Below are 5,131 nucleotides of genomic sequence, written 5' to 3'. Positions count from 1 at the left end.
GCGTCCTTCGGTTTCCTGTGGCAAGTAATCCAATACATCCACTATGGCGGCTCCATACCATCCGATGCTGCGACTCCAGAAATTCGGTGAACAACCTGTTTCCCGGCTTGCCCATTTCTGCTCGCGGCTTTCATCCCATCCGTGATAATAGAGTCCTGTAGCCGGATCATAAGTCTTGCGGGCTATAAGCAGAATTTGTTTCACAGCTTCGTCTTGCAGGGTCGGCTCCCCAAAAGTGGCGCCATATTGCGCCAGATAAGGAGAGGCCATAAAGATACCGTCCAGCCACATCTGGTGCGGATACCTCAGCTTGTGCCAAAAACCGCCTTCGCTTGTGCGGGGCTGCTCCCTCATTTGTTTGCGCAAGGTGTCCATGGCTATTTTATAGCGTTCATCTCCCGTTTGGGCATAGAAGTCGAAAAGAATCTTTCCGGCATTGACGTTGTCTATATTGAATGAAAGATATTTCATGGTTCTGATGTGTCCATCGTTATCAATCAGACTGTCCGCATAGATTTTGGCATAATCGTAGTAAGTGCTGTCTCCTGTATGCTTCCATTCTTCGAGCATGGATTTTACTACAAGTCCGTGTGTATATCCCCAGCGCGGTTTGCTGGCCTTTTCAATCATCCAGGGTTCAGGAAAACGCTTCATTTCGGAGCGTACCATGCGCTCGCTCCATTTTTCGGTCTTTGGTTTTTGGGTGGTTGTGCAGGCCATGAAACAGGTAATTCCGCACACCGTCAGTAGTTTCAGTGAGATACGATTCATATAAGTTCAGTATTTAGTTTCCAATCAATGTATATTCTTGTCCTGCCTGGGTGGGCAGATCGTATAAATAGGTCTTTGCTATTTCCACTTTGTTCAATTTGGCTTCGGGGCTGATTAACGGTTGGGCGATGACGGGAACTGCATAAAGCGGGTTGGGATTCTCACCTTTGGCACGTTTCAGACCTTTGCCTGTCAACGGACTCGTTGAGCGAAGGCGGCAATTGCCTCCTTTATGGGATTTTACAACCAGACGCTCCACTTTCCCGTTTTTCCAGCTTAGTTCCAGCTCGAAACCTCCGCGGGCGATGATTCCTTTCACAGTTCCGTCCTTCCAAACCGTCGGTAATGCGGGTAGCAGATAGATGAAACCGTCATGGCTTTGCATCAGCATTTCGGCAATGCCTGCGGCACAACCAAAGTTTCCGTCAATCTGGAAGGGTGGGTGTGCATCGAACAGGTTGGGGTAGGTGCCTCCTTTCTTCTTTTCATTACGCACCAGGGTCAGTTGGTCTGTAATGAGCTTGTAGGCATGGTTGCCGTCGAGCAGACGTGCCCACAGGCAAACTTTCCATCCCATGCTCCAGCCAGTGGATGGGTCGCCGCGATGAATGAGGGAAGTGCGGGCAGCGTCGAATAATTCCGGACTGCGGTAGGGAGATATCTGGTTGCTTGGAAACAGTCCGTACAGATGGGAAACGTGGCGGTGTACATCCTTCGGGTCATCCCAGTCGAACATCCATTCCTGCAACTGTCCCCAGCGTCCTACCTGCATGGGAGCCATTTCACGGAGGCGCTGTGAGAGTCGGGCGGCAAATGCCCGGTCTGTATCCAGGATGTCCGAGGCGGCTATGATGGCTGTCCAAAGGTCGAATATCAATTGATTGTCGAGGGTGCATCCGGCAGCTGTGGTAGACTTGCCGTTACTGCCCGAATGTACATTTTCGGGTGAGTTGCTGGGACAGACCACCAGCCAGTTGTGCGCAGGTTCTTTCACCATGATTTCGTCGAAGAAGCGTCCGGACTCTCTCAAGATGGGATAGACGGAGCGCAGGAATTCAGTGTCTCCGGTGTAGAGGTAACGTTCCCAAAGATGCCGGCAAAGCCATGCGCCGCCACTGGGCCATAAGCCTGACGGAGCTTTGTCTACTGCGCCCGTGATGCGCCATATATCGGTGTTGTGATGTAGCACCCAGCCATTGGCGCCATACATGATGCGAGCGGTTTCCTTACCTGTTTCGCTGACTTCGCGTATCAGGCGGAACAGGGGTTCGTTCAGTTCGCTCAGGTTGGTGACTTCCGAGGGCCAATAGTTCATTTCCAAGTTAATGTTACAGGTATATTTGCTGTCCCAGGAGGGGAAAAGCTTATCGTTCCAGATTCCCTGAAGATTGGCGGGTTGCCCGCCGGGTTGGGATGAACAAATCAGGAGGTAACGTCCGAACTGGAAATAAGTAGCCACCAGATGTGCGTCATTGGTCTGTTTGAAGTTCTCCACGCGCTTGTCGGTAGTCACGTGTTCGTATCGGTTGTCTCCTAAATCCAGGGAGACGCGTGTCAGGTATCGGCGATAAAAGTCCGTATGGTTCTTCCGGGCTTCAGTGAATGAATGTGTCATAGCTCTTACCAGATAATCTTTGGCACGTTCGGCCGGATTGCCTGTGATGTCCTGATAGTTATTGAAGTTGGTGGCGATGGAGACGTAGACGATAGCTTCATCGGCTCCTTCTACTGAAAGCACACCGTCGGCACATGTCATCCGGCCGCCGGTGTTCCGGGCGGTCAGTCTTCCCTGAAACTCCACTTTGCCTTTCAGCCCTTCGTGCAGGGAAGATACGCCGGAAAGTGTTACGCAGTTTCCTTCTTCGGAAGTGATGACGACATCCTGATGAGGGGAGGTGAGTTGAGCGTTGAAAGTAATCCGCCCCGGACGGTTGGCGGTGAGGCGTACCATGATTACCTGATCGGTAAATGAAGTGATGGTTTCGCGCCGGTATTGCACCCCATCCACTTCATAGCGGACGAGGGTACGGGCAGAGTCGAGACTTAGTTCCCGGTAATAGTTCGTGTAACGGGTATGTCCGGGAAACGCGATCCGCAGGTCGCCAAAGCTTTGATAGGGCATTCCCGAATTGCTCTTTGCCATGACCTTTTCGGTGGCGAGCGTCTGTGCTTCCAGATATTTGCCGGCAAATACAAGGTCGCGTACCCGGGGAATGTATTCCAGTGCATTGGGGTTGGCGTTGTTGTTGGGGCGTCCCGCCCAGATGGTTTCTTCGTTCAGTTGTATCTGCTCCGTGGCGGGCGTACCGTATACCATAGCTCCCAGACGCCCGTTCCCTAAGGGGAGGGCTTCCGTCCATACTTGTGCGGGGCGGTCGTACCAAAGTTTGTATTCCTGTGCGGACAGGCGTGACTCCTGTGCAGAAATATTGCCCACGGATACCAGTACAAACAGATAGCCGAATAATCTCTTTTTATTCATTTTTTCTAATAGCTTTTATACTTTTAGAAAAGGACGGTTAAAGATAGCTTTTGTACCCAGCAAATAGGTGATAAAATGTCGTATTAATCCGGTCATTGCATGTAATAGCGCTTGCTGGACCATTTCTTGTTGAGTACAAAACGCGCTTCATTGCGTCTCTTCTTTAAAGATATTGTATGAAATTTCAGATGATTCATATTCATGAGACAGATTAAACTGATACTTCTTTTAGCTTCCGCCTCCGTCACGGGAGCATTTGCACAGAACAACGGACTGACGGATATGAGCCGGAGCCGCTACGCCCGGATGGTGAACACCGGCATTGATGCCGTACATTGGACGGATGGCTTCTGGGCAGAGCGCTTTGATGTGTTCAGCCGCACCTCCCTGCAAAGCATGTGGAACACCTGGAACACGCCCGAAGTATCTCACGGTTTCCGTAATTTTGAGATCGCTGCCGGCATTTGCGAGGGCGAGCACTGGGGACCACCCTTTCACGATGGGGACATGTATAAATGGATGGAAGGAGTAGCCTCAGTTTATGCAGTTAACAAAGACCCCGAACTGGACAAACTAATGGACCGTTTCATTACTTGCGTCGTAAAGGCTCAGCGAACAGATGGATATATCCATACCCCGGTTATTATCGAAGAGCTTAATAAAGGAATCGATACTCATACTCTGGAAGAGCCGCATAAGCAAACAGTCGTCGGAACCAAGGTAGGATCCGAAGATGAGAAAGGCGCCTTTGCCAATCGCCTGAACTTTGAAACCTACAATCTGGGACATCTGATGATGGCCGCCATCGTTCATCGTCGTGCCACCGGGAAGACCACTCTTTTTGATGCAGCCGTCCGTGCCACCGATTTCCTTTGTCATTTCTATGAAACCGCTTCCGCTGAATTGGCCCGTAACGCTATATGTCCTTCCCATTATATGGGGGTAGTCGAAATGTACCGCGCCACGGGGAATCCACGTTATCTGAAACTGTCGAAGAATCTGATTGACATTCGGGGGATGGTGGAAAATGGTACGGATGATAATCAGGACCGCATTCCTTTCCGTGAGCAGTACCGGGCGATGGGACATGCGGTACGTGCCAATTACCTGTATGCCGGGGTGGCGGATGTCTATGCCGAAACCGGTGAAGAGCAATTGATGAAGAACCTGACCAGTATTTGGAATGACATCGTTACCCGGAAAATGTATGTGACCGGGGCTTGCGGTGCCCTTTATGACGGTACTTCGCCCGACGGCACCTGTTATGAGCCGGATAGTATTCAGAAGGTACATCAAAGCTATGGTCGCCCTTATCAATTACCCAATAGTACAGCTCATAATGAAACCTGCGCTAACATCGGCAATATGCTTTTTAACTGGCGCATGCTGGAAGTGACGGGAGATGCCAAGTATGCGGAGCTAGTGGAAACATGTCTTTATAACAGTATTCTGAGTGGTATCAGTTTGGATGGAAAGAAATATTTCTATACGAATCCGCTCCGTATCAGTGCTGATTTACCTTATACACTTCGCTGGCCGAAAGAACGGACGGAGTATATCAGTTGCTTCTGCTGCCCGCCTAATACGTTGCGTACACTCTGCCAGGCACAGAACTATGCTTATACATTGGGTTCCGAAGGCATTTATTGCAATTTGTATGGTGCGAATACATTGACTACAAACTGGAGAGATAAAGGAGAAATTGCTTTGACACAGAAGACCGCTTATCCTTGGGAAGGCAATGTACGTGTAGAGTTTGACCGGGTGCCCCGCAAAGCCGGTGCCTTCTCCCTTTTCCTCCGTATACCGAAGTGGTGTGAGAAAGCTATGCTGACAGTAAATGGAGAGCCGGTTCCGGTTGCCGCAAAAGCAAATACG

3 protein-coding genes are annotated in these 5,131 nt (G+C 50.3%); 1 reads left to right on the top strand and 2 read right to left on the bottom strand.

What is annotated here, in order from left to right; translation table 11 throughout:
* The coding region (locus tag BACCELL_RS02610) for a glycoside hydrolase family 88/105 protein (RefSeq protein ID WP_044153191.1) at positions 1-771 on the bottom strand (771 nt) is incomplete at its 3' end.
* Between the two features lie 13 nt (positions 772-784).
* Positions 785-3,253: a glycoside hydrolase family 95 protein gene (locus BACCELL_RS02605; RefSeq protein WP_007209968.1), complete on the bottom strand. Its 2,469-nt coding sequence runs from the start codon at positions 3,251-3,253 to the stop codon at positions 785-787.
* 201 nt (positions 3,254-3,454) lie between these two features.
* Here BACCELL_RS02605 and BACCELL_RS02600 point away from each other — a divergent pair.
* Positions 3,455-5,131, top strand: a 1,677-nt coding sequence (locus tag BACCELL_RS02600; protein WP_007209967.1) for a glycoside hydrolase family 127 protein, incomplete at its 3' end; no start/stop codon positions are given.

Origin of the sequence: Bacteroides cellulosilyticus DSM 14838, assembly GCF_000158035.1 — a bacterium.
Lineage (GTDB): Bacteria > Bacteroidota > Bacteroidia > Bacteroidales > Bacteroidaceae > Bacteroides > Bacteroides cellulosilyticus.
Note: the sequence above shows the minus strand (reverse complement) of the source record. Positions and strands in the feature narration are given on the sequence as shown.

What these genes read in the sequence shown, in the direction of transcription:
- BACCELL_RS02605 (WP_007209968.1), bottom strand. Translation starts at nt 3,253, where the DNA reads ATGAATAAAAAGAGATTATTCGGCTATCTGTTTGTACTGGTATCCGTG.